Source organism: Synechococcus elongatus PCC 6301, from assembly GCF_000010065.1.
GTDB classification, from domain to species: domain Bacteria; phylum Cyanobacteriota; class Cyanobacteriia; order Synechococcales; family Synechococcaceae; genus Synechococcus; species Synechococcus elongatus.
Genome location: NC_006576.1, coordinates 2364275 through 2389421 on the forward strand (window position 1 = coordinate 2364275; position 25147 = coordinate 2389421).

General features: G+C 54.9%; 22 protein-coding genes. 11 read left to right on the plus strand and 11 right to left on the minus strand.

Annotated features, from left to right (window positions below; genetic code table 11):
• Positions 1-187 precede the first annotated feature (187 nt).
• The 6 genes from SYC_RS11730 to SYC_RS11755 all read left to right on the plus strand — a co-directional run bounded on the left by SYC_RS11730 (position 188) and on the right by SYC_RS11755 (position 6621).
• Positions 188-1126, plus strand: a complete 939-nt coding sequence (locus SYC_RS11730; RefSeq protein WP_011244525.1) for an AAA family ATPase — start codon at positions 188-190, stop codon at positions 1124-1126.
• Positions 1123-2115, plus strand: coding sequence for a DUF58 domain-containing protein (locus SYC_RS11735; RefSeq protein ID WP_011244526.1), 993 nt, complete (start codon positions 1123-1125; stop codon positions 2113-2115). The genes SYC_RS11730 and SYC_RS11735 overlap by 4 nt, the downstream gene beginning before the upstream one ends.
• Entirely contained in the window at positions 2112-4115 is a 2004-nt protein-coding gene (locus tag SYC_RS11740) for a transglutaminase TgpA family protein (RefSeq protein ID WP_011244527.1), read from the plus strand. Before SYC_RS11735 ends, SYC_RS11740 begins: the two co-directional genes overlap by 4 nt.
• Before the next feature lie 76 nt (positions 4116-4191).
• The gene (locus SYC_RS11745; RefSeq protein WP_011378227.1) at positions 4192-4572 is read left to right on the plus strand and encodes a hypothetical protein; all 381 of its coding nucleotides are present in this window, start codon (positions 4192-4194) and stop codon (positions 4570-4572) included.
• A gap of 101 nt (positions 4573-4673) precedes the next feature.
• A complete protein-coding gene (locus tag SYC_RS11750) occupies positions 4674-6074 on the plus strand; it encodes a TldD/PmbA family protein (RefSeq protein ID WP_011244529.1) in 1401 nt (466 codons plus the stop codon).
• Between the two features lie 76 nt (positions 6075-6150).
• Entirely contained in the window at positions 6151-6621 is a 471-nt protein-coding gene (locus tag SYC_RS11755) for a tRNA (cytidine(34)-2'-O)-methyltransferase (protein WP_011244530.1), read from the plus strand.
• 77 nt (positions 6622-6698) lie between these two features.
• Here the strand turns inward: SYC_RS11755 and SYC_RS11760 are convergent, their stop codons facing one another.
• The 3 genes from SYC_RS11760 to SYC_RS13655 form a co-directional block, all read right to left on the minus strand.
• Positions 6699-7379 (minus strand): response regulator transcription factor, encoded by a 681-nt coding sequence (locus tag SYC_RS11760; RefSeq protein ID WP_011244531.1) that lies wholly within the window; start codon positions 7377-7379, stop codon positions 6699-6701.
• On the minus strand, positions 7376-8824 hold the full coding sequence (locus SYC_RS11765) for a sensor histidine kinase (protein ID WP_011244532.1): 1449 nt from the start codon (positions 8822-8824) through the stop codon (positions 7376-7378). Before SYC_RS11765 ends, SYC_RS11760 begins: the two co-directional genes overlap by 4 nt.
• Before the next feature lie 109 nt (positions 8825-8933).
• Complete coding sequence (locus SYC_RS13655) at positions 8934-9467, minus strand: YHS domain-containing (seleno)protein (protein WP_011244533.1); 534 nt, start codon at positions 9465-9467, stop codon at positions 8934-8936.
• Between the two features lie 493 nt (positions 9468-9960).
• Here SYC_RS13655 and SYC_RS11770 point away from each other — a divergent pair, with 493 nt between their 5' ends.
• Entirely contained in the window at positions 9961-11244 is a 1284-nt protein-coding gene (locus SYC_RS11770) for an efflux RND transporter periplasmic adaptor subunit (RefSeq protein WP_011244534.1), read from the plus strand.
• Positions 11241-14495, plus strand: a complete 3255-nt coding sequence (locus SYC_RS11775; RefSeq protein ID WP_011244535.1) for an efflux RND transporter permease subunit — start codon at positions 11241-11243, stop codon at positions 14493-14495. Before SYC_RS11770 ends, SYC_RS11775 begins: the two co-directional genes overlap by 4 nt.
• 26 nt (positions 14496-14521) lie before the next feature.
• Here SYC_RS11775 and SYC_RS11780 read toward each other — a convergent pair whose 3' ends face one another.
• The gene (locus SYC_RS11780; RefSeq protein ID WP_011244536.1) at positions 14522-14953 is read right to left on the minus strand and encodes a hypothetical protein; all 432 of its coding nucleotides are present in this window, start codon (positions 14951-14953) and stop codon (positions 14522-14524) included.
• Between the two features lie 3 nt (positions 14954-14956).
• Positions 14957-15838 carry an FAD-binding domain-containing protein gene (locus SYC_RS11785; RefSeq protein WP_011378226.1) on the minus strand — a complete coding sequence of 294 codons (882 nt, stop codon included), beginning with the start codon at positions 15836-15838 and terminating at the stop codon, positions 14957-14959.
• Between the two features lie 137 nt (positions 15839-15975).
• Here SYC_RS11785 and SYC_RS11790 point away from each other — a divergent pair, with 137 nt between their 5' ends.
• Positions 15976-16386: a DUF1824 family protein gene (locus SYC_RS11790; protein ID WP_011378225.1), complete on the plus strand. Its 411-nt coding sequence runs from the start codon at positions 15976-15978 to the stop codon at positions 16384-16386.
• Here SYC_RS11790 and SYC_RS11795 read toward each other — a convergent pair.
• The 5 genes from SYC_RS11795 to SYC_RS11815 all read right to left on the minus strand — a co-directional run bounded on the left by SYC_RS11795 (position 16383) and on the right by SYC_RS11815 (position 20011).
• A complete protein-coding gene (locus tag SYC_RS11795) occupies positions 16383-17303 on the minus strand; it encodes an NAD(+) kinase (protein ID WP_011244539.1) in 921 nt (306 codons plus the stop codon). The genes SYC_RS11790 and SYC_RS11795 overlap by 4 nt on opposite strands.
• Positions 17304-17415: 112 nt before the next feature.
• A complete protein-coding gene (locus SYC_RS11800; RefSeq protein ID WP_039755639.1) occupies positions 17416-17595 on the minus strand; it encodes a hypothetical protein in 180 nt (59 codons plus the stop codon).
• Positions 17580-18188, minus strand: coding sequence for an L-threonylcarbamoyladenylate synthase (locus tag SYC_RS11805; RefSeq protein ID WP_011244540.1), 609 nt, complete (start codon positions 18186-18188; stop codon positions 17580-17582). The genes SYC_RS11800 and SYC_RS11805 overlap by 16 nt, the downstream gene beginning before the upstream one ends.
• A 5-nt stretch (positions 18189-18193) precedes the next feature.
• On the minus strand, positions 18194-19075 hold the full coding sequence (prmC, locus tag SYC_RS11810; RefSeq protein ID WP_011244541.1) for a peptide chain release factor N(5)-glutamine methyltransferase: 882 nt from the start codon (positions 19073-19075) through the stop codon (positions 18194-18196).
• Between the two features lie 12 nt (positions 19076-19087).
• Entirely contained in the window at positions 19088-20011 is a 924-nt protein-coding gene (locus SYC_RS11815; protein WP_011378222.1) for a Tic22 family protein, read from the minus strand.
• A gap of 195 nt (positions 20012-20206) precedes the next feature.
• Between SYC_RS11815 and SYC_RS11820 the strand changes: the two genes are divergently transcribed.
• The gene (locus SYC_RS11820) at positions 20207-21436 is read left to right on the plus strand and encodes an ABC transporter substrate-binding protein (protein ID WP_231621396.1); all 1230 of its coding nucleotides are present in this window, start codon (positions 20207-20209) and stop codon (positions 21434-21436) included.
• Positions 21437-21593: 157 nt separating this feature from the next.
• Positions 21594-22301 carry a response regulator transcription factor gene (locus SYC_RS11825; RefSeq protein ID WP_011244544.1) on the plus strand — a complete coding sequence of 236 codons (708 nt, stop codon included), beginning with the start codon at positions 21594-21596 and terminating at the stop codon, positions 22299-22301.
• On the opposite strand, the gene SYC_RS11830 is transcribed toward SYC_RS11825, so the two are convergent.
• Positions 22290-25043 carry a putative bifunctional diguanylate cyclase/phosphodiesterase gene (locus tag SYC_RS11830; protein ID WP_011244545.1) on the minus strand — a complete coding sequence of 918 codons (2754 nt, stop codon included), beginning with the start codon at positions 25041-25043 and terminating at the stop codon, positions 22290-22292. The two genes, SYC_RS11825 and SYC_RS11830, sit on opposite strands and share 12 nt — an antisense overlap.
• Positions 25044-25147 lie beyond the last annotated feature (104 nt).

Sequence of the window (25147 nt, forward strand, 5' to 3'; positions counted from 1 at the left end):
CCAGCCCCTAGCTTGCAATTTCCATCGCTGTTTGGCAATTGTGAATTGAAATCTGCCCAAGCGCGACTGCATTCGTCGGGATCAGCGCGATCGCAACCAGCGCACTGCAGCGGACGAAAACCGTGCCCTTCGGCACTCCAGAGGGAGAAGGATCAGCGACCATAGAGGGGCTGTTGTTATCGGACCTGTGCCGGTGCTCTCAGAAACCCGTCAACCGTCTGCCTTAGCGACTGTCTTAGCTCAATTACAGACGGTGCTGCTGGGCAAGGAACGACAAATTCAGTTAGCTGTCGCCTGCTTGTTGGCAAGGGGGCATCTGCTGATTGAGGATTTGCCGGGTATGGGCAAAACGCTGTTGTCTCAAAGCCTAGCCAATAGTTTGGGCCTCAGCTATCGGCGGGTGCAATTCACCAGCGATTTATTGCCCGCTGACTTGCTCGGTGTCTCGATTTTTGAGCAGCAAGAACAACGCTTTCGCTTCCATCCGGGACCGATTTTTAGCCAGGTGTTGCTGGCGGATGAAATCAATCGGGCTAGTCCCAAAACCCAGAGTGCGCTCCTGGAGGCGATGGCCGAACGGCAGGTCAGCCATGAGGGGGAAACCTACCCGCTGCCGCTGCCCTTTTTTGTGATCGCTACCCAGAATCCGATTGATCAAGCGGGCACGTTTGCACTGCCTGAATCGCAACTCGATCGCTTTTTAATGCGACTGGAATTGGGCTTCCCCAATCGTCAAGCGGAGCTAGCGATGTTGCGCGGCAGTGATGGCGATCGCCCTAGTGCCGCTTTGTCATCCATCCTCAATGCTGAGGCTTTGCAGGAGTTGCAACTAGAAGTTGCGAAAGTCCGCGCCAGCGATCCGTTGCTGGAGTACCTATTAGCCTTGGTGCAAGAAAGTCGGCAGCGATCACAGATTCCCAATCCGCTTTCGCCACGGGCGAGTAAAGCGATTCTGGCGGCGGCCAAGGCTTGGGCCTTTCTATCGGGACGCGATTATGTGTTGCCCGAGGACATCCAGGTGATTTTCCCGGCTGTGGCCGAACATCGACTGCGGGGCAGTGTCACGGGGCAGGGCGATCGCCGCTATGCGGAATCCTTGCTGGAAAGCGTGGATCCTGTGCGATGAACTTGCGGCGATACCTGATGCATTGGGGGCGATCGCGTTTTGAAGCGTGGTTGGCGCGACAGTTGCCGCCGCGATCGCCAATTCGCTTGAATCGCGAGCGAATCTTTATCTTTCCCAGTCAGTTTGGGGCAGTTTTTCTAGCATTGGATATCGCCTTTTATCTAATTGGCACCAACTACCAAAACAATTTGGTTTTGTTGCTGAGCTTTTTGCTGCTGAGTTTATTTTTGGGCTGCATTTTCCAGAGCTTTCGTAATCTCGATGGCCTCGAACTGGAAGCCTTGCCCGCCCCGGATGGACAAGTTGGTGAGCCTCTACGTCTGTCGGTACGTCTCAAGACTGAAACGCCGCGCTATGCCCTACGGCTGCATCTACCCAAGAGCGATCGCCCGCGCATTGCCGAACTACGATCGCCCAGTGAGACTGTCAGTCTGACGGTGATTCCCCTGCAGCGTGGCTGGTATCGTCCGGGACGGCTGCAAGTGCGCAGCGACTATCCCTTGGGGCTATTTCGGACTTGGACGGTCTTGGATCTGGGCTGGCAAGCACTGATTATTCCGCAGCCGGAACGCTGGCCGCTCCAAACTGCCGCGATCGCTGCCACGGCTGCCACCGCTGATCAGCCGATCTCTAGCTCGCAACCTCACCCAGCCACCAGTGAAGACTTTGTTGGTCTGCAACCCTATCAGCCTGGAGAATCGCTGCGGCGGGTGGCTTGGAAACAACTGGCGCAGGGACGAGGTCTACATAGCAAAGCCTTTGCGGGTGAAAGTGCGCAGCAAAGCTGGCTGAGCCTGCAACAGACGCCAGGACAGGATCTGGAGCAACGGTTACGGCGTTTGACTTGGGCTGTGCAGGAACTCAGTCGCCGGGGCGAAGCTTTTGGGCTTTCACTCGGGGCTCAACGTTGGGAAGCCGAGACTGGCAGCCAGCATCAGCGCACCTGTCTGCAAGCGATCGCCCTCTACGGGTTGGAGCGCTCCGTATGACGGCTGCTGTCTGGTGCCCGCCACGGTTGGGGTTATGCCTGCTGAGCGGCGGCTATCTGATTGCCCTACTGCTGCAGCTAGGCGATCTGCCGCCCGTAGCTGCTTTTGTCGCGATCACCCTGTTGATTTGGGGACTCATTCGCCAGTGGCAACAGCGATCGCTCTTACCCCAAACGCTGCGCCATGGTCTGACCGCGATCGCCCTGATCTTGGCGCTGTTGGTGGGCCTTCCTCAGGGGTTGCTCAGTGTCTTCCTCGGGCTGTTGACTCTTGCTTTTGCTCTCAAGTTGTTGGAACTCAAGGAAGAGCGAGACTACCAAGCACTGGTGTTAATTGCCTACAGTTTGGTGGCTCTGGGTTTTCTGCTCCGCCAAAGTTTGCTGGAAACGCTGGTCTTGCTAATGGCAATCGCTTTGGCGACCTTGGGATTGGCAGCCCTCTATCGGCCGCTTAGTCGCCCACGCCAGCCCTTTGCAGCTTTGTTGCGACTCCTGGGGCCTGCGATCCCGCTGTTACTTGTGCTGTTTTTGATTGCCCCACGCTTGCCGCCCCTCTGGGGAGTACCGGTCGGTCAACGGGCCGTGACCGGTTTGAGCGATCGGGTGTCGCCCGGAGAAATTGCTGACCTCAGCCGCTCCTCGGCCTTGGCCTTTCGCTTCAGCTTCCCCGAGGCATCCCTCCCCAGCGATCGCTTTTACTGGCGGGCAATGGTCCATGAACTGACGGACGGACGGAGCTGGCAGCCGCTGCCCTACCGTGATCGCTTCGATCCGGGTGAAGTCGCCCCAGAACTGACTGGGGAAGGCGCGATTCCCTACACCGTCATTGCCGAGCCGAGTCAGCGCACCTGGCGCTATGCCCTTGAACTCAGTCGGCCAACGAGCGAAGGCATTGTCCTCGATTCGCGCTTCGAGTTTCGAACCAAGATTCCGCTCAGCCAGCAGAGCCGCTATCAAGGCGTGACTTTTGAGCGCTATCAGGCGGACTTGACGCTTTCAGCGCGCGATCGCCAGCTCAATTTGCAGCTGCCACCAGGGAGTAATCCCCAAACCCGCGCTTGGGCGCAACGGCTTCGCGATCGCTTCTCGAATGATGATGCCGCGATTGTGCAGGCCAGCTTGCAGGAGCTCCAACAGCAGGAATTTCGCTATACTCTGCAGCCGCCGCTGCTCACAGCTAACAACAGCATTGATGACTTTCTGTTCCGCAGTCGGGCGGGCTTTTGCGAACATTACGCCAGCAGTTTTGCCTTTTTGATGCGAGCGGCTGGTCTTCCGGCGCGGGTCGTGACGGGCTATCTCGGGGGGGAGTGGAATCCGCAGGCCAGTTACTACAGCGTCTTGCAGGCCAATGCCCACGCCTGGACAGAGGTTTGGCTAGAGGGTCAAGGCTGGACTCGGATTGATCCAACTGCAGCGATCGCCCCACTGAGACTCAGTGAAGGGCTGGAAGCTGCGTTAACACCGGAAGACCGTGCCCAAGCCGCTGGTGGCCTCCTTGGTGCGGCAGTGCTGCGCCGTCTGCCACTGCTGGATCAGGCTTGGCAACTCTGGGCTTCAATCGACTACCGCTGGACCTCTTGGGTACTGAGTTACGACAACCAGCGTCAGCAGGAGATTTTGGCTGCGTTGCTGGCACAGGTAGGACAGGTTGGGCTGTCTCTCTTGCTCGTCGCAACTTTACTGATCGCCGCTGGGTTGATGTGGTGGCTGTCCCGGTGGTTGGATCAGCGATCATCCGAGGATCCTAGTCTGCGCATCTATCAACAGGCCTGCCGCACGATCGCCAAAGCCGGTTGGCCGCGCTACCCCCAAGAAGGACCGGCGGCCTATGCTGAGCGGCTGCAACAGCTTCAGCAACCCTGGACCGCGGTCTTCAGTCAGCTCACCCAGCAGTATTTGGCTCAGCGTTATGCCCAACAATCGTTGCCTGCCCAGTCCCTGCAGCGATCGCTCCAAGCGCTCCGGCGGAGTTTGCGGGTGAAGACTCGTTCCTCCTAGCGGACTTGTAATTACTGGCAGATGGCGTTGCCGCGATCGCGCCTCTAAAATGACTGCGTCCCAAGTGGAGACTCTGATGCTGAGCCAGCGTGAAAAAGATACCCTCATTGCCCAATCTGCAGGATGGTTGAGCGTCGTCCTCAACTTGGGTTGCAATGGCACCGGCTACATCTACCAACGACGCTGGCGAGCTTTCTGGATCGGGGGATTACTCGCTTTTGGCTGTGCCTTCATTGGAGGCGCTGGCGGTGCGGTGTTAGGAACCGCGATCGCCCGTAGTGAAAATTTGACCGATGAGGAGTCGATTGGAGCTGCAGCCACCCTCGGGCTCGTGGGTGTGTATCTAGGCTTTGGCGGCGTTGGAATTGGGTCTGCTGTTGAAGCGGGTTTGCGAGTCTCGCGGGTGCGGCAACAGCTGGAGGCTGCTGAAAAAGCTGAGAGTGAGGGATTGGCCTAGAACGCTCAGGGCGATCGCCTCAGAAAGCAGACTGACAGGGGCGGGCCGAAAGTTGATTCGGGCTGAAATGTCAGAATGAGGGCGTCGATCGCCTCAGCCCTGTGACCCTCGATTTTGATACTGCCCGTCAGCAGCTAGACGACCTCATTCACCGTTATCGCGATCGCGCTGATTTTCTGGCGATTCGCCTCGAAGAATCCCAGGCAACGGACATTGCCCTGCGGGGCGATCGCTTTGAAACCCTCAGTGAAAGTTTGGCGGTGGGTGGTCAGGTTCGGGCTTGCTGGAAAGGCGGTTGGGGCTTCGCCAGTTTCAATCGCCTCAGTCAATTGGAAGAACGACTGCAAGAGGCGATCGCGGCGGCTCGCTTGATCGGCACGGAAACCACGGAACTCGCACCGGTTGATCCGGTACGGGCAATTTGGACGGCACCGCTCACAGGGCGATCGCCGGACCAAGTGGCGCTGGCAGAGAAGAAGGCGCTCTGCCAGCACTACACCGAGATTTTGCGCAGTGGCGATCGCCGCATTGCCAGTACGAGTGTGCGTTACGGCGACAGTCACCAGCGGTTGCTGTTGGCAACCTCGGAAGGCACCTTGCTAGAACAGTCTTGGTCAGACTGGGAAATGCGCTTTGCCGCGACAGCTCGCGAGGGCGATCGCGTTCAGACAGGGCGTGAGACGACTGGCTCGCGGCGCGGCTGGGAAGATCTGCTGGGTCTGGATGGGGCTGTGCAGGGGGCTCGCGATCGGGCGCTGCAATCGCTTTCGCTGCCGGTTGTGGAAGCGGGGACTTATACGGTCGTTATTGATCCGATCCTGACGGGGCTGTTTGTCCACGAAGCTTTTGGCCATCTGTCGGAAGCGGATATGGCCTACGAAAATCCTGAGCTGCTGGAAGTGATGAGCTTAGGCCGTCGCTTTGGCCCAGAGACCCTACAAATTTTTGATGGTGCCGCCCCTGAGGGACATCGCGGCAGCTATGCCTATGACGATGAAGGTGTTCCCGCTAGCACGACGGCTTTAATTACGGATGGTGTCCTCACAGGGCGCCTGCATTCTCGGGAAACGGCTGGAAAACTCGGGGAAGCGCCCACCGGCAATGCCCGCTGCTTGGATTTTCACTATCCGCCGATCGTGCGGATGACCAATACTTGGATTGCGCCGGGAACAACGCCGGCAGCCGATCTGATCCAAGGCATTGAGCAGGGTGTCTTCGCCCGCAATTGGCTGGGTGGCATGACCAATGGTGAGATGTTCACCTTCTCGGCGGGCGAGGCTTGGATGATTCGTAATGGTGAGCTGGCGGAGCCGGTGCGTGATGTCACGCTCTCAGGCAATGTGTTCTCGACCCTAGCGGCGATCGAAGCGATCGGTGATGACTTTGTCTGGGATGAGTCGGGCGGCTGTGGCAAGGGTGGCCAGAGTGGTTTGCCCGTTGGCTGCGGTGGTCCGAGCCTGCGAATTCGGGATGTCGTCGTCGGTGGCGAAGCGAGTGATTAAAAAGCGTTCGCGCTAGACGGGACTCTAGGTCAGACGCGAGAATCAGAGATTGCTGTGTTTGTGATCGCTCTCTCCCATGCCGCAGGTTGTGCTCTATCAGCCCGAAATCCCGCCCAATACCGGCAATATTGCACGCACCTGTGCCGCAACAGACACGCCCCTGCATCTGATCGAGCCCTTGGGGTTTGAACTGAGCGATCGCTATCTCAAGCGAGCGGGCCTCGACTACTGGCCTTACGTCCAGCTGACGACCCATCCTGATTGGTCCGTATTTCGGCAACAGCAGCAACAGCAGGGCGGCCGACTGATTGCGTTTACAACCAAAGGGGAATTGAACTATCTCGACTGTGACTTTCAAGCCACTGATTGGTTGCTGTTTGGGCGAGAAACTAGTGGCCTACCGGAAGATGTTTTGGCCAGCTGTGACCATCGCGTTCGTATCCCCACACCTCAAGCAGGAGTGCGCAGTTTGAATCTGTCGGTGAGTGTAGCGATCGGATTATTTGAAGCGCGGCGACAAGTTTACTTTGCGACTAATCCTGCCTAGTTTGAGACTATTACAGCGGAGTCTTGGCAACGCTCTCAATGAACTGACTGAGATTGGAGCCATGTTTTAGCCTGAACTTAGGGATAGTCGCGAATCACATAGCCAACGCCTCGCACTGTCTGTAAAATTCGTTGCGGATTTGAGGCTTCTAGCTTTAATCGCAATGCTCGAATATAGACTTCAATAATATTAGACTCGCCCATGAAGTCATACCCCCAAACTTGCTCAAGAATTTGGTCACGGGTAACGACTTGTCGAGCATGTCTTAGGAGAAACTCGAGCAGATCAAACTCCTTAGCTGTCAGCTCTAGTCGTTGACTCCCTCGATAAACTTCATGGGTTAGACGATGGAGTGATACATCAGCAAACTGCAGGCGATCGGGCTCTTCTGGATTGACCCGACGTAATTGCGCCTTAACTCGTGCCAGCAGCTCCTCGATGCTGAAGGGCTTTGTGACATAGTCATCAGCCCCTGAGTTTAACCCCGAAACGCGATCGGAAATTTCATCCTTAGCTGTCAATAAAATGATTGGTGTTTGAACACCAGTCGATCGTAGCCTCAAGCAGATATCAACTCCAGAAAGAGTTGGTAACATCCAGTCCAGAATGAGTAAATCGGGTTGAATACTTCTTGCTAAAGATAGACCGTCTAGACCGTTGTTGGCAACTGTTACTTGATAGCCTTCTAAGCTGAGTTCTTGCTCAACAAACAGCAGAAGCTTCGGGTCATCCTCAATGAGCAAAATATGATTGTTCATGGCAAGGATTCCCAGTTGGGTAAGATGATGGTGAAAGTACTGCCTTCCCCTAGTTTAGACCGCAGCGTAATTTTGCCCTGCATGCCTTCAATCAAGCTTTTGGCAATTGCTAATCCTAGCCCAGTTCCATCACGCGATCGTGTCATGGCTTCATCCACTCGGTAAAATCGCTCAAAAATGCGACTTTGGTGAGCAAGAGGAATTCCTACTCCTTGATCGATTATGTGAATTAAGGTCTGTTGATTAGACTGCTCTAAATTAATGTAGACCACTTGATCTTGATTCGAATATTTGGCTGCGTTATCTAGCAGATTGATCAAAGCTTGCTCTAAACGATTTTGATCAGCGTAGACAACAATTTCACTCTTAGGGGTTTGCATAATAATTTGACGCCCAGTGACACGTCGTGTCATCTCAGCAACTTCTGCTATCAAAGTATTTAACACAGTCGGCATTAAGCGGAAATGCAGATTGCCGCTATCAACTCTTGCAAGATCTAGTAAATCTTGAAGCATTCGAATCGTTCTTTCAGCTTCTGCAGATGCTGTTTCTAGGGCTTGATTTTGATAAGAATTAAGATTGTCACCTCTTCTCAAAAGACTTTGCAGATATCCTGAAATCACTGTGAGGGGCGTTTTTAACTCATGGGAAACATTACCTACAAACTGTTGTTGTTGCTCCCAACTGATCGATAGACGATTCAACATGTCATTGAATGCCTTTGCAAGCCCTAAAATTTCCTCGGGAGCGTGGCGAAGTTCAAGAGGATCAGCTCCGAGATCAATGATTGAAATGTTACTAGCAATCTGGCTGATCTCCTTAATTGGAGCCATTGCTCTACGGATTCGACTAGCTATCACAACAATCAAGGTAAAAACCAGTAAAATACTGCCTAGCTGTAGTTGACTAAACAAAGAATCTAACTGTCTTTGATCTTCTGTAATATCTTGAAGCCAATATACATTTCCAATAGGATTTCCATCAAGACTTAGAGCAGTCTGAGCGAGAATAAAAGACTGCTGCTGTATCTGAAAAACTTTAGGATCATTCGATGCGGGTAACTTGTTAGCCACTTCAATCAGATCACTTGAGGGAATATTCATCCCTCTCGATCGCGCTAAAAGTTCCCCTCTAGGGCTGCGAACCCAAATGAGGAGCCTCGGTTTAGAAACTTGGGCGATCGACCGTTCAAGCTCTAGTTGAATGGAATCATTGAGACTACTGATCTTAATTATTTCAGGAAAACTATCAGAAATATAACTCAAATTTTGTTTGTAGCCATTAATCAGAGTTTGTTCTAATCGCCAAGATGACCACAAGGTGATGCTGCATACACCTAATGCGGAGATTAAGGTCAGCTCAAGAGTCAGCCTAAATTGTAAAGAGTTTGTAGCAACTCGACTTCCTCCAAGCTTGTTAAAAATTGATTGAATATGGCGAAACATTGATTTGGCTAGAATTTCCTTTGATCAAGCTGTTGCTTAAGCTTATAAAACATTTCTAAAGCGAGCAGTACATGATTTTAGTCAAATGCTGAACTGCTCGCTAGAACTTCTATCTTTTTAGGGTGTCATTGTTGAGAATTTTAGGCCAATTCGCATTTGCTTTTACAATTTTAGTTGCTGTGTCTTGCTTCCATTCCTTCTGGGCTTCTAAACTGTAATTAAGGTAAAGCTTGCCATCGCGAATTTCCCAAGCATTAGGAATCGTTGTAGCTAAAACACCTGCAGATGCTGCTTTAGCGCAATAACCGCCGTACTGCGGAGCATATTTAGTTGGGTTTTTTGCGAATAAGTCACGATTCATTGTGCTTGAGAACTGCCACTTTACACCATTCCAAGTGTGAGTAAATTTTGGACTCCCTTGAACGAGTGAATTGCTTCGAAAATATGCAACAACATCTTGGCCATCTAAAGCAATACCATTCTCGTTGTAAACGGCTGGAAAACGAGTGGTTGCTTGAGCGAGCCTAGAATGACTGATAGAAGTTTCGACAGATTGAGTAGAGGTTGCAGCTTCTAGGCGGGTAACAACGCTAACAGATGCTAGGCCGACCAAACTGCAGATCAGAAGATAGCTAAGTTTCATGGTTCCTTGATTGTCCTTGTTCTGCTAAATGACTAATTAAGGTTTCAAGCCTTTGGATGTGAGCTGAAAACAAAAAATCAGATTCAGCTAAAGCAAGATTACCGATGCATCACTCGATTTAAGTGATGATTGGATGAGGAGAGGCAAAAGAATGATTAAAAATGAACGATTATCCTGCCCACATTATTCAGGTTTAATTCATTGAGATCCTGTACAACCTATCCATTTTTCTGACTGATCGCTCAGGACTTATGAAGGGTTCAGGTTCCAGTGGGTTCCTTCTCAAAACTCCTTGGAAACATTTTTATTGCATTCTCGTCACATCTCCTGTGGCGGCGGGAACTCACGATCGCCTTTGAGAGATTGCTGAGGGCGGCATCCTTACTGGCTATGTGTGCCAGCACACTAGCCTTACTCCGACCACTGCCGCTCTCATGCAGACTGTAAAGAGATCTTGCAAGTTTGCGTTTTCTGCCCTTCTCATCTTGTCTCCATGACCGTTTTTGCCCAAGCTCACGCCCGCCTCGGTCTGGCTTGTTTGTTGGTGTCAATCACAGCCTCGGGCTGTCAGATCTTGCCGCCAAGCTCTGCTCAAACCAATCGGGAGCAGCAGCGATCGCCCATCACTGCGGTGGATGCTGCGGTAGTTGAACGGCAACCCCTCCAAGAAGCCACCCGGTACACCGGCACGACGGAACCTTTCCAATCTGTGTCGCTGCGGGCTCAAGTTGAAGGTCAAGTGCTGGGGCTTTCCGTCGATGTGGGGGATCCAGTTCAGTCGGGGCAGTTACTCGCCCGCCTAGACGATCGCCTGCAAAGCACCGCGGTAGTTGCGGCAGCGGCAGAAGTGGCGGCTCGTCAGTCTGAAGTGGCTAGCCAAAGAGCTGAGGTGATTGCTGCTATGGCCTCCGTCGAGCAAGCTCGCCTCCAGCTCCAACAGGCCCGATCCGATGCAGCCCGCCTAACGCGCCTGTTTCAGGCGGGAGCAATTTCTGCGCAGGAAGCTGAAACAGCTCAGACTGCCGTATTGACGGCCGAACAAGCGGTTCGCACTGCCCAACAACAGGTGCAAACCCGTCAACAGGCTGTGGCGGCGGCTGAACGTCGGGTGGTTGCCCAACAGGCGATCGCCAACCAAGAACAGGCGCGGCGCAACTTCACGCAGCTGATTGCGCCGGTCACCGGTCTGGTTTTAGAGCGCAGTACGGAAGCAGGTAACCTCGCTCGTGAGGGCGATGAGATTCTCACGATTGGCGACTTTAGCCGCATCAAAGTTGTCCTGCGTGTCTCTGAGCTAGAACTTGCCAACCTGCGGGTTGGACAGTCCGTCCAAGTCCGACTGGATGCTTTTCCCAAGCAGACCTTTACGGGGCAAATCAGCCGGATTGCGCCGGTAGCTGATCGCCGAACCCGGCTGATTCCTGTGGAAATTACCATGCCTAATCCTGATGGTCGGATAGGCAGCGGTTTATTGGCGCGGGTGGTACTGTCCAGCAGTGCGCCTGACCCGATCGTCGTCCCTGAAGCGGCGCTCTCGACCGGGGAGACGCCCACTACAAGCGATCGCGGCACTGTGTTCGTCGTCAAAAAGCAAGGCGATCGCACCACCACCGAAGCGCGATCGGTGCGGTTAGGACCTCGGGCCGATGGCCGTGTGGTCATTCAAAGCGGCTTACAAGCGGGTGAAACGATCGTGGTGCGCAGTGCCAGTCCTCTCAAAGCGGGCCAGCAGGTTCGCCTCAGCATTCTGTCCACAGCGGGAGACCAGAACGGATGAGCCCAACGCCGCCTCCGAAGCTCAGCCTCAGCGGGCTTTCGATTCGTCGCCACATCGGTACCCTGATGCTGACCTTGGCCACAGTGGTTGTGGCAGTCTTTCTTGTCAGTCGGCTTCAGGTCGATCTCTTGCCGTCGATCACCTATCCGCGAATTGGGGTGCGGCTGACGGCACCGGGACTGGCGCCGGAAATCGCCGTGGAAGAAGTCACCAAGCCCCTCGAAGAATCGCTCTCGGCGACTGAAGGGGTAGTGCAAATCTTCTCGCGCACCCGCGAAGGCGATGTCAGCATTGACCTCTTCTTCGAGCCGGGAGGAAACATTGACCAAGCCCTCAACGATGCGACGGCCACCTTCAACCGGGCCCGATCGCGGCTCCCCGAGGGCATTGAAGAGGCACGACTATTCAAGTTCGACCCATCCCAGTTGCCGGTCTACGAGTTTGCCCTTTCCTCCACTGAGCGATCGCCCCAGGAATTGCGCCTGCTTGCCGAAGAAGAACTGGCCCGAGAGCTGACCTTGCTGCCAGGGGTCGCAGCGGTTGATGTCACCGGCGGTCTCGAGGAGGAAGTGCGGGTTCTGCTCGACCCCGATCGCCTGCAGGCTTTAGGCATTGGGCTGGAGACCGTCCTCAATGAATTGCAAGAGAGTAACCAAGATGTTTCTGGTGGCCGACTGCTGGGCAGTGCTGAGCCCCTGACGCGGACAACAGGACGTTTTCAAGACGCCCAAGACATTTTAGATCTGACCTTCGAACGAGCGGGTAGCGAAACCGATCCGTCCCAGCAGTTACGGCTGCGAGACTTTGCCCAGGTCATTGACGGCAGCGCTGAGCAGCGGATTTTCGTCAGCCTCAATGGTCAGCCAGCCGTCAAGGTTAGCGTCCAGAAACAGCCGGAAGCCAACACGATCGCGGTTGTTGACGCTGTTAAACAGCGCTTGAACCAACTTCAGGCCAATCAAGTCCTCGGCGAAGGAGTGCAGGTATTGCCGACCTTGGATGAGTCGATTTTTATTCAAAATGCGATCGGTAATGTCACCAGCTCCGGTCTGGCTGGGGCTGGCCTTGCCGCGCTGGCGGTACTGCTCTTCCTCGGCTCTTGGCGGCAGACCCTGATCATCGTGATTTCAATTCCGCTGGCGACGCTGGCCGCGATCGTGATGATGCGACTAGCGGGCTTCTCCCTCAACATCTTCAGCTTGGGCGGACTGGCACTGGGCGTTGGCATTGTTGTCGATAACTCGATCGTCATGTTGGAGACCATCGCCGATGGCGTTGGCATCACCCCTGGTCGCGATAGCCGCAGTCTGCTTTCGCCGCGACAGGTGATTGAGCGGGCGATCGACAGCAGTCAAAAAGTTGAGTCAGCCCTGATTGCTTCAACGACCACCAACTTAGTGGCGGTACTACCCTTTTTGATGCTGGGTGGCTTTATTTCCCTGCTGTTCAGTGAGCTGATTCTGACGATCAGTTTTGCCGTGGCGGCTTCAATTTTGGTGGCGCTGACGGTTGTGCCGGCTATGGCCTCGCGACTGTTGGCTCGCAAGGAAACCAGTGGTCTCGATCGCTGGCCCCCGCTGCTGGCCTTTCAGCACCAATTTGCTCGACTGCAAACGGCCTATGGTCAGGTGCTCCAGCGTCTGATCAACCGGCCGCTGCGCACGATCGCGATCGCTTTTCTCGTCTTGGGTCTGAGTGGCGCCTCCTTGCTGGGCCAGCTCTCCCAGGAGATTCTGCCTCGGATTAATACAGGCCAAGCGCAGCTCTTTGTCCAGTTCCCACCAGGTACTCCCTTGGTGGACAACCAACGGGTGATGGCGGCGATCGAGCAGTTGATCCTCGAGCAACCCGAAACAGACTATGCCTTTTCGACGATTGGGGGCTCCCTGTTTGGGGCCAATACGACCACCAACGTTCTACGCAGTTCCAGCACAATCACGCTGAAACCTGGCAGTGATGTCGATCAGTTTGTTGAACGACTGACGCCCGCCTTCAACCAACTCAATTTGGTGGATACCTTGGTGCGGGTCACCCCAGGCTCAGTACGCGGTTTGATCACCAATAACTCGCCGCTACGCGGTGCCGATATCGACGTCATTCTCCAGAGTGAAGATCGCGAACAACTGGCGATCGCGGGTGAACAGGTGATGCGAGCTCTGGGGCAAGCGCAACTCGCCCGCTATCGACCCGACAGCGATCGCCGCGAACCAGAATTGCGAATCCAGCTCGATCGCGAACGAGCAGCGGCTCTCGGCCTGAATCCCAGTCGCGTGGGCAATACAATTCAAACCGCGATTGAAGGTTCGATACCAACCCGTCTACAGCGGGGCGATCGCCTGGTGGATGTGCGGGTGGAAGTTGCCAACACGGCCATCAATACGCCGGCTCAATTGCTGCAGCTGCCGCTGTTTAGCAACACGGGCTCGCTGATTCGCCTCAATGACATTGCCCGTCTTGAGACGGGGGCTGCCCCCTCCGAAATTCAGCGGATTAACCAACGACAGGTCTTCCAAATTGCCGGCAACCTCAGTCAAGGTGCCAGCTTGAGTGCTGCGATCGCAGAGGCTGAGCGCCTGATTGACTCCGTCGATCTCCCCTCGGGAGTCAGTTTGTTGCCCAGTAGCGCTGCCGAGAGCAACCGGCAGTTGCAGGCCAGTCTGCCGATTCTGGGTGGCTTGGCTGGCTTCTTGGTCTACGTGGTCATGGCGGTGCAGTACAACTCGCTGATCGATCCGCTAGTGATCATGTTCACGCTGCCTCTGGCCTTAGCCGGTGGCATCCTGGGGCTCTACTTCACGAACACCGCGATCGGTGCAACGGTCGTCGTTGGGGTGGTGCTACTGGTTGGGATCGTCGTCAATAACGCGATCATCCTGGTGGAACTGGCCAATCAACTGCGGGAAGAGCAGGGCTGCGATCGCCGCTCGGCCATACTGCAAGCGGCCCCGCAACGCCTTCGCCCCGTGCTGATGACGACACTCACTACCGTGCTGGGGATGTTGCCCTTGGCGCTGGGCATTGGTCAGGGCAGTGAGTTCCTGCAACCGCTGGGGATTGTCGTTTTCTCGGGGCTCTCCCTGGCAACGGTGCTAACCCTGCTGGTCATTCCCTGCTTCTACGTGCTGCTCCATGGGCTTGCTGAGCGCTGGACCCAGCATCCTTTGACAGTGACGGCCCTGCCGTTCGTGCCCGGGGGGCTGCCGCGTCCTTCGGTGGGCTCCACAGCAGACAAGTCCTCGATTGACCCCTAGGAGCAGACTGCAGCAACCTGCGATCGCTAGTAACCGCCAGTGGTTGGCTCAAAGGCTGATTGCTGAGCGGTTTTCCAGTAGCGAGAGAAGCGCTTCAGATCGACATAGCCCTCGATCGCTGCAAACTCTGGCCCATCGCAAATCTCGAGGTTAAAGTCCGCTTCGATCGCATCGGCGATCTGGTTGAAGCGGGGACTGGGGCTGTCGGTAGTCGCAATGCAATCCGCTCCATGGGCTTGGGCAAAGCGCCGCAGTTCTGTGGCCGGATCACCACGCCGGATCGTGACGGGCAACTCCAGCAGACATTCGTAGATGAAGACGACGCGCTTGAGGCTGATCTGCCAGTCCTTGAGCAAAGAGTCATCCCAGACCCAAAGCGCCGGAGCTTTGGGATGGCGCAGGAGAGCGGGGTTTTGGGGGCTGAGGGCATCCCCGTGGATCCAGACAATTGGTTTCATGGTTTAGCGCTGGCGAGAGTTAGAGCGATCGCGGTGCCAGCGTCCGCCTTGGCGGGGTTGGTCGCGAAATTCGGCCTTGGGAAAGAGCTGATCGGCGAGCTCGTCGTAGCTGCCGTCAAAGGGACAGCGATCGCGGCTGGGGCAATCCTGACAATCGCGATCGCCGTTGTAGCGCTGCAGGTTCTCGCGGTTAAACCAGTAGGGCTTGGTGCTGAAGGTGCTGGCTACCCACTGCCACGAGAGGTTATTGCTGGCGGGGTCGCCATCGAGTAAATGCTGAAGAAACCAGCGCGCACCCGCCTGCCAGCGAATGCGCCGCCAATGCACCAGATAGGCCGCCATCCACATGCGGGCATGGTTATGCAGGTATCCAGTCTCCTTCAGTTCACGACTGAAGCGATCCATGCAGGCTAAGCCTGTCTCAGCCGCTTGTAGGTCAGGCGGAAGCGCCTCGCTGTATTGTTGGCTGTCCCAGCCGGTTTTGTAGGGCTCACGATCGCGCCAAATGCGATCGCCCCACTCCCAATAGATCCGTTGCCAGTAGTCGCGCCAAGCCAGTTCCGTAATCAGTTTTTCGCCATCACTGCGCTGGCGAATTTGAGCCAAGACGCGATCGCGGACGGTTGCCAAACTAAGAACGCCGTGGCGAATGTAGGGCGACAGGCGTGTCACTGCACCGTCCAAAAAGTTGCGGCTTTTGCCATAGCGCAGCGGGTTGATCGCCTCGAGCTGAGCGATCGCGGCTTGATAGCCGCCTGGGATGGGACTGACCTGGGCATCCACGGCCGCCGCTTCTGGAAATTGCTGCTGCAGATAGTCGATCAGTTCTTGGCGATCGCGAAAAGATCGCCGCAGATCATGGCCATCGCTGGGTTCTGAGCTCATGTAAGCAGCAACTTTACAATTCTTCACTTTTAACACGCTGCCCGAGCTGGGGGCGATCGCCCACTTGGGTCAGGAGCTCGGCGCCTCAGAAAAGCTGGGACAATTAGGTCACGTCGATGCAGTGAGGAGTGGCGAGGGTGAGCGAGGATTGGACGCTAGCAGAACAGCGGTTGCAGCAGTATCGCTGTCAGACGGAGGACCTGCAGCTCAGCCCAGAGGCAGTGCAACAACTGCGTAGCGATCTGCATACTCTGGTCACAGCAGCGGACTTTCTGACCCTGGGAATCTGCGCTGAGACCTCAGCGATCGCCCAAGCGGCCTTGGCAGAGTATTGGGCCGCCCTCCAGCAGCCAGCCCTCGAACCGACCGATCTACCGGCAATCGCGGAGCCCTGTTTCCTCAAAGCCAATGGGCGATCGGGGCGGTTGCTCTTGGATACCTATGAAGGAGCCTACCGAGGCGTACTGATCACCGTGCATTCCGACCTAGCGGCAGGCCCGAGCGGCACCTACGGTCATTTTCCCCTCGACCTGTTTGCAGCAGCCTAGTTGCGGAAATTGTTGTTGTAGTGAATGACGGCTCCCGCCCACTGCAGCTTCTCGCGCAGGATGCGGTAGAAGGAGCGATCGCTGTCTAAAACCAGGAACTGAGCAGGCTTTTCGGCCATGCGAATATCCACTCGTTGGCCCGGCCAGATCGAAGTGGCCAAGACTCCATCCATCCAGAGCTTGATCGTGGGATCTTGGGTGCCCAGGGGCCAAACGCTGACCACCGATCGCGGTGGAATCACGATCGGGCGGCTGGATAAACTCATGGCGCAGATCGGCGTGACCGCTAAGGCATCGACGCCGGGATGGACAATCGGACCGTGGGCGGCAGCGGTGTAGCAGGTAGAACCCGTGGGCGTTGAGACAATCAGGCCATCTCCTTGGTACTGGTCGATGATCTCGCCATCGACTTCCATTTCGAGGATGCAAACAGACATGCGATCGGGTGCCGCCGGCTTCACACACATGTCGTTGAGGGCGTAGTAGGTCTCGCTAATGGGTTCGCGATTTTCGCGCCCGCCCTCATGCAGGCTAGCGGCCAGCATCATGCGCTGTTCCACCGCGTATTGATCGTTGCGCAGGCGATCCCAGAGTTCAGCCTCGGGTTGAAAAAAGTCTCGGGGCTGCGTCAAAAAGCCGAGGTGTCCCCCGACGTTGAAGGTCAACAGCGGAATGCCTGCATCGGAGAGGTGGCGAGCGGCGGCCAACACGGTGCCGTCCCCCCCCAAAACGATCGCTAGATCAATCGGTTCAGTGGCCGAAGCCAGGAAAACTGGAAAGGGATTATCGCGTGCCCCGCTCGGCCCCAACATGACGTGAATCCCTTGGCTTTCGAGGCAATGGGCGCAGTCATCTGCAGCCGCTTTGCTGGTGGGATCACCGGCTTTGTAGGCGATGATCACTTGGCGCAGTTGCACGGGCGCGCTCTTGAACGCAGGTATAGCCTCAGCCTAACCTCGATCAGCCCACGGTCAAAAGAAGAAGATCCTGATCCCTTCAACGCTGTTGCCTGGAATCAATCTGCGGGGATCACAAACGAGAGCGAACGCCATCGAGTAACCAACTGACGAGGCCGGCTCCCAACACCAGCCAGAGCAGCGGCCAAGTCAAAAACTGCTCAACGTTCTGGATAGGGATCCAGAAAAATAGCTTGGCGATCGTGAGGGCAATCCAGACCAAGGGCAGAAACAGACCTAGTGCGATCGCCATGGGCTCACACCTCCCCCAGAACAATGCTGCCCTGCCGCAGAACTTGCCATTGTCCATCGGCTTGCCAGCGCACGAGCTGTCGAGGCGAGGCCAGATGGATCCGGCCAGGGATCCTCGGCCAAAACGGTGACCTCAGGAAATTCCGCTGCGATCGCATCTGGGTTTAGTAAGGCCGGTTCTCCAGAACGGTTGGCACTGGTAGTCGCCAGTGGCCCTGTTTCAGCCAAAATTTGACGGGCGAGCGCACAGGCGGGAATGTGGAGTCCAATACTGCTGCGATCGAGGGGATTAGCAGCTGCGGGTAGGCGATCGCTGGCTGGGAGAACCAGCGTCAAGGCGCCTGGCCAATATTGATTAGCAATCGCATTCCACTGCGCCTGATCCTCAGGACTCCCTTGGGCGAACGGCCATAGTTCTGCTGCCGTCGCGGCCATCAGAATCAGGGGTTTTTCGGAGGGGCGTTGCTTGAGTCGATAGATTTGCGCCGCCTGATCTGGTTGAACTGCTAGGGCGGGCAGCGTATCGGTGGGAAAACTAATCACCTGACCGGCTTGCGCCGCTGTGATTACTGCCGCTAACGAAAGACGCACCATCGTCCTCAAGCACTCCAACTGGCCGAAACAAAGCGATCGCGGCCCGCTAAATCGCGATGACTTTGGATCTCAGAATAGCCAGGAATGGCCGCCAGCAAAGCCGTTACAGCGGTACTTTGACCGGCCATGTGTTCGCAGAGCCACAGACCGAGCGATCGCAAATAGTCAGGCGCCGCTTGGGCTAAATGGCGTAGCGCTTCTAACCCATCAGGGCCAGACTCCAGAGCTTGACGCGGTTCATGATCGCGGACTTCCGGCTCTAGGGCTTGCCACTCTTGAGTGGGAATGTAGGGCGGATTGGAGATAATTGCCTGCAGTTGACCTCGATAGTCGGCCAAAGGCACCAACCAACTGCCCTGATACCAGCGGATGCGATCGCTTAAACCATAGCGGGCTGCATTGTTCCGGGCGATCGCCAGAGCCTCAGCACTGTCATCGACGGCAAGGACGGTGATTTGGGGTAGTGCCCGCGCTAACGCGATCGCGATCGCACCGCTGCCAGTCCCTAAATCCGCCCAGAAGCCTGTTTGTCGGGCTGGTTCTGCTTGGGACCAAGCGATTGCTAGGTCGATGATCAGCTCTGTTTCTGGCCTGGGAATCAGGACAGCGGGGGAAACCTGCAACTCCAAGTCGCGCCAAGGCGCATGACCTGCCAGATACTGCACCGGACAGCGCTGTCGGATCCGTTGTTGCCAGAGATCCGCGATCGCTGCTAGTGGGCAACGTAGCTCAAGGCGATCGCCTGGGGCTGCCCAGCGTTGACGTTCTAGCGGAACGCCGGCCACTTCCCGGAGGAGCCAGTCCAATTCTTGGCGATCGATATCCGGCGCCAGTTGCTGCTGGTGCGATCGCCAAGTGAGCACAGCCTGCCAGGTAGTGGTTGCCATCCAAGGCTGGGGCTAGTTAGCCGGACGAGGTGTTGGGGTTGGGTTGGTGGCTCGTGGTGGAGTTGTCCCAGTTCCTGCTGCGGGTGGGGTTGTCGTCGTTGCTCGCGGCGGTGTGGTGCCGTTGGTAGGCGTGAGCTGCTTCACCAATTCTTGGAGGACTGGCAAGCTGCTGACCGGTGGAAGTAATTCGATCAAGCTCTCGTTACTCCCAGGCTGTGCCGCAGTCAGGGTGTTGATAATCGTCAACAAATCCGTGACCGTAATTGCGTATTCCCCTGCCTTCGCATTGGTGTCCTGTTTCTTGAGTTTCTCCAACTCTGCTGCCAAGGGTTCGTATTCCAAGAAGAGAGGAATGCGGCGGATGGCATTGCCCTTTGCGTCCTTCACCGGCTGACCTTGTTGATTGGTCATGGTGATTGAAAGGGACTCGGAGTAGAAGATTGGGACAAAGGCTTCAGATTCTAGCTGTTTGAGTTGCTCCGGCTTGATGTTCTTATCCGCTTTGTAGAGCTCCAGTGCCTTTGCCCGCTGTTTGGGATCCGGGATAATTTCGTAAGTGACCTTGGGGTCATTGGTCTTCTTCAAGAAGTCAAGAATGAGTTCCAAAGCTTTAGGCAACAGAAGTGAGCCAATTCTGGCGTCTTTGCCGAGGGGCTGATTACTCTTTTGTAGTTCTGCAAGAGCAGCTTGGGCTTGAGTTTGGTTGATAAAAACCGGGAAGGTTTTGTTAACTTCTTTTCCGTCCTTGTCCCGAGACGTGAACAACAGGGGCTGTTGTTCTTTGGTCAGGATGACAAAGACAGGGACTCTGCCAATGCGGGCTGCTACTTCTTGATCCGAAAGGGCGATCGCGGCAGGTGGGGCAATCAGAGGGATGGCAACGCCTCCAGATAGGGAGATGACTAGAGCGGCGGCACTGGTAAGAAATTTGTTCACGTCAATCCCTAATTCACGACGATGCTGGTGGCGTAGATCTTGAAGCAGGGCTCTCAGCCGACCTAACTCTACGCTGAATTTCGACTGTCTCGCCATAGACGGCCAAGAAGCAGAAGCGGTTCCAACCGGCTAAAATGCCTGCGAAGTTCAGACTGATCCATGATGCAGCGATCGCGGTCGGCTTGTGTTGCACTGATGTCTACAGTGCTACTGGTCAGTTGTCAAACGCAAGTCCAGTGGCCGTGGCAGGATCCGGGGGGGCTCAAGTTGGGTAGCCTGCTGCCGCTGACGGGAGATTTGGCTCAGTATGGCCGACCCATGCAAGACACTGCTGAATTGCTGGTGCAGACGGTCAATGCCTGCGGCGGGGTGCAGGGGCTGCCAGTCCGCCTGATTCCAGCAGACGATGAAACCAAACCCGATCGCGGCGTTGCGGCCATGACCAAACTGGCGGAAGTCGATCGGGTAGCAGGGGTGGTCGGCGCAGCGGCCAGCAATGTTTCGGATGCAGCCTTGACCCTAGCGGTCAACAACCGTGTGGTGATGATCTCGCCTTCCAGCACCAGTCCTCGTTTTACGGAACGGGCCCGCCGGGGGGATTTCAAAGGCTATTGGTTCCGAACGGCTCCCTCCGATGCGCTGCAAGGGCCAGCCTTGGCCAAACTGGCGCTGGATCAAGGCTGGCGATCGGTCTCGGTCATTGCCATCAATAATGACTACGGCAATGGGTTGCTGCGATCGTTCATTCCCGCTTTTGAGCAGGCCGGCGGAGTGGTGTTTAACCGCGATCAGCCGGTGCTTTACACGCCTGATGCCAGTAGCTTTGACAGCGAAGTGGAACAGGTTTTTCGCGATCGCCCCGATGCTGTGGTGTTGATTGGCTACCCAGATTCCGGCGCCCTCATTCTGAAAAGTGCTTACGAAAAAGGACTGTTGGGCCAGTCTACGCAAATGTTGCTGACCGATGGTCTGAAGACTGATCAATTGGCGGAGCTGGTCGGACGTAATCCTCAGGGTCGCTACATCGTGCAGGATCTCGTCGGCGTTGCCCCCAGTTCGGGCGGCCCGGGCCGCGAGGCGTTCCTCAAGCGTTATCAAGAGCGTTTTCAGCGATCGCCGCAGGTGTTTGATGCCAATACTTGGGATGCCGCAGCGCTCTTGGTTCTGGCGGCTGAGAAAAGTAAGTCCTTGGAAGGGGAAAAGCTCAAGGACAGCGTGGCAGCGATCGCTAATGGTCCGGGAGAGCCAGTCAGTGATATCTGTCAGGCCTTGGCCCTAGTGCGCGCGGGCAAACCGATCAACTATCAAGGGGCCAGTAGCGAGCTCAAGCTGGACAACAATGGCGATGTTTCTGGGCGCTATGACTTCTGGCAGTTTGATGCTGATGGCAAGGTCAAAATCCTCAAGACCGAGAGTTTTCAGTAGAGGATGACGCTGAGTTTCAGAGCTGATTGCCAAGCTGTGAAGATCTCCTTCAGGGCTTGTCGATGGGCGATCGCTGATTGTTTCCGGCGCTGCCTGGGCTCCGGCGATTGCTTGCCGATCGGCTCGGTGCGATCGAAGCACTAGACTGAGAACGAGCATGGAGCAAGCTGTGAGCGACGCCGAGATCCTGTTAGTCGATGATGAGCCTGGACTGCGTGAAGCCGTTCAAGCCTATTTAGAAGACAGTGGCTTTCGAGTGCGCACAGCTGCCAATGCCCAAGAGGGTTGGGAGCAACTTCAGCAAGCCCGTCCTGATTTGGTGATCACTGATGTGATGATGCCTCGGGTTGACGGCTATCAGTTTTTGGCTCAGCTGCGAGGTGATGATCGCTTCAAGGCTTTGCCAGTGATTTTGCTGACAGCGCGGGGGATGACGGGCGATCGCATCCAAGGTTATGAAGCGGGCTGTGATGACTACATTGCCAAGCCCTTCGATCCAGATGAACTGGTGGTACGGGTCGAGAACCTGCTGCGCCGGCGCCGAGAAACGATCGCGGCTGTTGCTGACACGGGTAATCCTGACTTAGCGGAAGTTGCGCGACAAGTCGCAGAAATTCGAGCCATGCTCCAGCAGAAGCCGCAGTTGCAAACGCAGGCCACACCGCTCGCCCTGGACCTCACCCCTCGCGAAGAAAGTGTTTTGAAATTGGTTGCTCAGGGCTTGATGAACAAAGAAATTGCCCGAGAACTCGATACCAGTGTGCGCAACATTGAAAAATACGTCAGCAGGTTGTTCAGTAAGACAGGCACCAACAGCCGCACAGAATTGGTGCGCTTTTCGCTAGAGCATGGCCTAGCTGATTGATTCATGCCCGGTTGATACAGCGAGAAAACTATCGATTTCAACGGCTGGTAACGGTCGGCTAAACCAGTAGCCCTGTCCGTATTCGCAGCCAATTGCCTTAAGAAATTCAACCTGCTCAGCGGTTTCAACTCCTTCGGCAACCGCTTGCATTCCCAACCCGTGAGCCATCGCCACAATCGTTTTAACAAGGGCACAACTTTCGGTGGAATGGGGAATATCTCTGAGGAAGCTTTGATCGACCTTCAGCGATTGAAATGGATACCGTCGCAGATAGCTAAGGGCAGAGTAACCCGTTCCAAAGTCATCAAGGGCGAGGGCAATTCCTTTGCGATGAAGAGTATCCAGCATTTGCGCAATAGTCGAGGTATTATCGAGCAGCATTTGCTCGGTAACTTCGAGCTTGAGATAGTTCGGTCGAAAGTTATGTCTTTGTAGGATTTTAGCTGTAATTTGGGTGAAGCGATTGCTGCGCAATTGCCGAGGTGAAAGGTTGACCGCAACCCAAAATGGATAGTTGTATTTCTGTTGCCAAATAGCAACATCTTGGCAGGCTTGTTCGATAACTCGATAGCCCAGAGGAATAATTAAACCGGTCTCTTCAGCGATGGGGATAAAGCGATCGGGGGGGATGTTACCCAGCTCAGGATCATGCCAGCGTGCCAGAGCTTCAAGGCCAACCACATGATTATCTTGCAAACTGATGATCGGTTGATAGAAAACCTTTAGTTGGTACTGCTCTAGGGCATGTCGTAGATGAGTTTCAAGTTGAATGCGGGCGTGAGCTTCAGCATTCATCGTCGGCATAAAGAGCTGGAAGTCATTGCCGCCATTACGCTTAGCGCTATACATCGCGGTATCAGCGTTGCGCATCAAAACTTCTGGCGTGACGCCATCGTTGGGATAGCAGGCAACACCAATACTTGCCGTGATCACGAGCTCCTCAGCCTCAATAGTGATTGGCTGAGAAATAATCTTGAGGAGCTGTTGAGATAGTTTTTCTAGGTGGATATTTTCCTTGACGGCAGGGCAGATAATCAGAAACTCATCACCCCCAAGGCGTGAAATAGTAATTTCTCGCGGGAGATGATAACGCAGCCGCTTCGCTATTTCTTGAAGCAGGCAGTCGCCATAGGAATGCCCCAAAGTATCATTGATATTTTTAAAGCGATCGAGATCGAGCAACATCACAATGACAGTATCGTTGCTGCGCTCACTCAAAGCAGTTGCTTGTCGCAGTCGATCAAGGGCAAGACTGCGGTTAGGCAGATCGGTTAAGCTATCATAATTAGCTTGATGATCAAGCAACTCGCGGTTCCGTTTTTGCTCAGTGATATCTTCTTTGACAGCAACAAAATGAATGATCTGTCCTGCTAAGTCCTTGACAGGCGAAATCGATGTGCGATCCCAAAAAAGCTCACCTGTTTTGCGCCGATTGTAAAGCTCACCGCGCCAAGTTTCGCCAGCCGTGATCGTCTCCCAAAGGTCTTGATAAAAACTAGGAGACATCAAGCCTGACTTGAGAAAGCGAGGATTTTTACCAATCACTTCATCAGCACCATAGCCAGTCATGAGTTCAAAGGCAGGATTAACATATTCGATGATGCCTTCGGCACTAGTAATCAAAATACTGGCAGGGCTATTTTCAGTTGCTTCTTGTAGTAATTTCAGGCGCTGCTGAGTCTGCTGGAGACTGGTAATATCGGTGAGAAGTGCGAGATAAGCTTTGGATTGCTGCCAAGGAATTGGTACGATCGAGACTTCGACATAGCGTAGGCTGCCGTCCGGTTGCACCAGATCGAGCTGAACCGTGACGTTAAGGGTTAACGGCAGCCCTAAATACTTACCTTGTAATTCGCTGAGGGATTGATCAAAGACTTGCTCAGCGACATGGTTGGCGAAGAGGACAGCACCTTGCTCATCGAGGACAAGAATACCGTTGGGATTGCTTTCAATCAGGACTTGAAAACGGGTTTCGCTATCTTGAACGAGGCTGAGAATATGATGCTCTTCAGTAATATCTCGGATATTCCCTACTAAGCTAAGCAGCTCGCCTGTCTCATCATGATGCAGCAGACAGTGGCATTCAAACCAGCGATCGCTATGAGCCGTTTTAACTGGAAAATCCCATAGATAATGCGATCGCTGATTGCCTAGAGAAATAGCATTGGCTTGAAGGCTTTCCAGCGAGCTATGACAATGCTGCAGAAAACTAGTGAGTGTAAAAGGTTCATGAAGAGAGCGGCCTATCTGCGTATAAATATGTGGCGGAGCAAGGAACTCATCTGCCTGACTTCGATTCCAGCTCCAGTGCCCAACTTTATGGCTGAGCCGCTGAACTTCTAGAGATTGGAGTTGTTGCCAATCGAGAAAGAGATTTTGATGAGAGTCTTGGCAGGAACCCGTGACGAGCAGGAAGCTGGCCTCTGACTCGACATCCGCAAGCCACTGTAATTCTAAGGTCAGGGGAATATGAACGACTTCAGTAGCCAAAGCCACTCGCAGCTGCTCAACTTGTGGCTCTAAGTTTTGGTCTAAGTGATTGCTAGCAAGAACTTTCTCAATGACCTGCTGGAGCCAGCTGGGAATCGACAGTGTATTGGGATCGCTAAGCAGACTAAGCTGTTGCGCCGAGGGACTGGCTAGCAAAAGTTGCCCTGCTGGCGTAAACAGCCATGTCAAAGCCTCGCCAGCGAGTTGCTGAACGTTGGCGGGCTCTAGAAAAGGCTGTAGCGGGGACGACATGCTTAACCTACGAAGAGGAGGCGAACGCCCGAAATTAACACTGCTGTTTCATTGTGCGCCGAGTCAGTCTAAAAAGCCCAGAGATTCTAATCTCCGGGCTCTCA

Coding starts and splice junctions, on each gene's coding strand:
- prmC (WP_011244541.1), bottom strand. CDS start 19,075: ATGGCAACCACTACCTGGCAGGCTGTGCTCACTTGGCGATCGCACCAG.
- SYC_RS11735 (WP_011244526.1), top strand. CDS start 1,123: ATGAACTTGCGGCGATACCTGATGCATTGGGGGCGATCGCGTTTTGAA.
- SYC_RS11820 (WP_231621396.1), top strand. CDS start 20,207: ATGTCTACAGTGCTACTGGTCAGTTGTCAAACGCAAGTCCAGTGGCCG.
- SYC_RS11755 (WP_011244530.1), top strand. CDS start 6,151: ATGCCGCAGGTTGTGCTCTATCAGCCCGAAATCCCGCCCAATACCGGC.
- SYC_RS11770 (WP_011244534.1), top strand. CDS start 9,961: ATGACCGTTTTTGCCCAAGCTCACGCCCGCCTCGGTCTGGCTTGTTTG.
- SYC_RS11775 (WP_011244535.1), top strand. CDS start 11,241: ATGAGCCCAACGCCGCCTCCGAAGCTCAGCCTCAGCGGGCTTTCGATT.
- SYC_RS11800 (WP_039755639.1), bottom strand. CDS start 17,595: ATGGCGATCGCACTAGGTCTGTTTCTGCCCTTGGTCTGGATTGCCCTC.
- SYC_RS11740 (WP_011244527.1), top strand. CDS start 2,112: ATGACGGCTGCTGTCTGGTGCCCGCCACGGTTGGGGTTATGCCTGCTG.
- SYC_RS11745 (WP_011378227.1), top strand. CDS start 4,192: ATGCTGAGCCAGCGTGAAAAAGATACCCTCATTGCCCAATCTGCAGGA.
- SYC_RS11760 (WP_011244531.1), bottom strand. CDS start 7,379: ATGAACAATCATATTTTGCTCATTGAGGATGACCCGAAGCTTCTGCTG.
- SYC_RS11805 (WP_011244540.1), bottom strand. CDS start 18,188: ATGGTGCGTCTTTCGTTAGCGGCAGTAATCACAGCGGCGCAAGCCGGT.
- SYC_RS13655 (WP_011244533.1), bottom strand. CDS start 9,467: ATGAAACTTAGCTATCTTCTGATCTGCAGTTTGGTCGGCCTAGCATCT.
- SYC_RS11765 (WP_011244532.1), bottom strand. CDS start 8,824: ATGTTTCGCCATATTCAATCAATTTTTAACAAGCTTGGAGGAAGTCGA.
- SYC_RS11785 (WP_011378226.1), bottom strand. CDS start 15,838: ATGAGCTCAGAACCCAGCGATGGCCATGATCTGCGGCGATCTTTTCGC.
- SYC_RS11830 (WP_011244545.1), bottom strand. CDS start 25,043: ATGTCGTCCCCGCTACAGCCTTTTCTAGAGCCCGCCAACGTTCAGCAA.
- SYC_RS11780 (WP_011244536.1), bottom strand. CDS start 14,953: ATGAAACCAATTGTCTGGATCCACGGGGATGCCCTCAGCCCCCAAAAC.
- SYC_RS11825 (WP_011244544.1), top strand. CDS start 21,594: ATGGAGCAAGCTGTGAGCGACGCCGAGATCCTGTTAGTCGATGATGAG.